The sequence below is a fragment of the Fusibacter sp. genome, assembly GCF_057447755.1.
The window spans coordinates 1-1,674 of sequence record NZ_JBVBZF010000507.1 but is presented as its reverse complement, the minus strand read 5'-3'; the positions used below and the strand labels follow the sequence as shown (position 1 = coordinate 1,674).

Annotated in this window: 2 protein-coding genes; both read right to left on the bottom strand. The window is 38.6% G+C overall.

What is annotated here, in order from left to right; genetic code table 11:
* Positions 1-1,147, bottom strand: a 1,147-nt coding sequence (locus AC220I_RS22190; RefSeq protein ID WP_486726048.1) for a hypothetical protein, incomplete at its 3' end; no start/stop codon positions are given.
* 163 nt (positions 1,148-1,310) lie between these two features.
* On the bottom strand, positions 1,311-1,674 hold a 364-nt coding region (locus tag AC220I_RS22185), incomplete at its 5' end, for a DMT family transporter (RefSeq protein ID WP_486726047.1).

Below are 1,674 nucleotides of genomic sequence, written 5' to 3'. Positions count from 1 at the left end.
CCAAGGCACGTAAAATACTTTCTTCATCAAGATCAGCTAAGTCTCCAAGAGACAGTTCACTTTGAAGTCTTTCTTGATCAATACCTGATGCATCTGATTTATGAGTTGCCGATGATGCATCCTTGGAAGGATCACCAGTCCTATCGGTCAAAGTAAGATTGCCATCACGACTTAAAACATTAGACTCATCTGTAAATCCCCCCCTGTCAAGAACAATGCCACTTTCATCAGGTTGGGGTTTAATAAAGGCCAATAAAATTGCCTTAAGCACCTGGTTTTCATTTACCTTTGATACCAAATCACCAATTGCATCATCAAAATTAATCTCTGTATCCTCGCCTGTCAAGGCCTTAAAAAGAGTCTCAAGCAAATGTATTGAAGCCTCTTGACCTTTACCCGATTCAACACTTGCACCTTGGTTGTCCGATAGGGCATCAATCAACATTTGGATTCGATTTGCATCTGTTTGTAAACTTATGCTTCCATCAGAAATGCCACTTTGATTTAAGTTAATGCTTAAGATTGCTGTCACTTGGTCAGCTGACAAGGTCATGTTCTTAACCATGTTCACCATAGCATCCGATAATTCACCTACATTTCCTGAGCTTAGTACACCTTCAAAAGAAGCCCTGTACTGATCCGGTAAGGCTTCAAGGATCTTTTTCGCCACCATCTTTACAGCATCCTCTATACTTGCCCCTTCTTTAATTGCCCTCTTAAGAACCGCCTTAATGTTTTCAGGGAGCTTTAGGTTATCAATCACTGAATCCAAAGTACCAGAATCCTTCGTCACTGCTTCAGGCATTAAAAGATCAACTTCCATGTCTGGGTCCTTGGTAAGTGCTGTATGGATTGACTCCAAATTTTCGTCATTGAGCTCAATCCCTTTATACATGGCGATTTCAACAGTATTAAGTTTGTCCTCAAGCGGACCACTGGTTTGCTTCATAAAATTATCAATTGAAGTGGCTTCTTTTTCAGTCAAATTCACTTGATATTTTGAAGCCAATTGATTGACTGAAGATGATTTGCTTTTGAAGCTCTCTAAAATGGATTCACTTGTATCTACACTTGTGGTTTTTGTTTTAGACTTGAGATCATAATTCTGATCTATTTTTAGGCTTTGTAAAAGCTGGCTGATTTTCATATGTTGCTCCTTTGTATGCTTTACAGTTCTCCACAAACCGATTATATGCCATATTCTATATAATATATCGGCACCCCCCTTTAAATTCATCACCAAAACATAAAAAAACATCCCTCAAGAGGATGTTTTGATTCAAATACATATTTAAAATAATACGTTTTTATTAGGATTCACTTTCGATTGCCAGATCACTTGAATCTTCGCAAACCCGATCATGTCCTTTATTTTTTTGTTCGTGAAGTGTCGTGATTGTCACCGACGAAAGTACCAAGGCACCACCTATGAATTGTCGCATCGAAATCAGCGTTCCAAGGTAAAAGAAGCTGAAAATAATCGTTACGATGGGTAGAAAGTTGATAAATATGGATGCTTCTGATACCCCCAACAAGTCCATTGCTTTTGCATAATAGTAAAAGCCTAAAACGGATGCAAATATGCTCAGGAAAATCAAGTGTGCTATGCCTTCAAATCCAACTGCTTGCCACTGATTGGCTTCGAAGAATATGAAGGGCATAAAAAAGGGAATG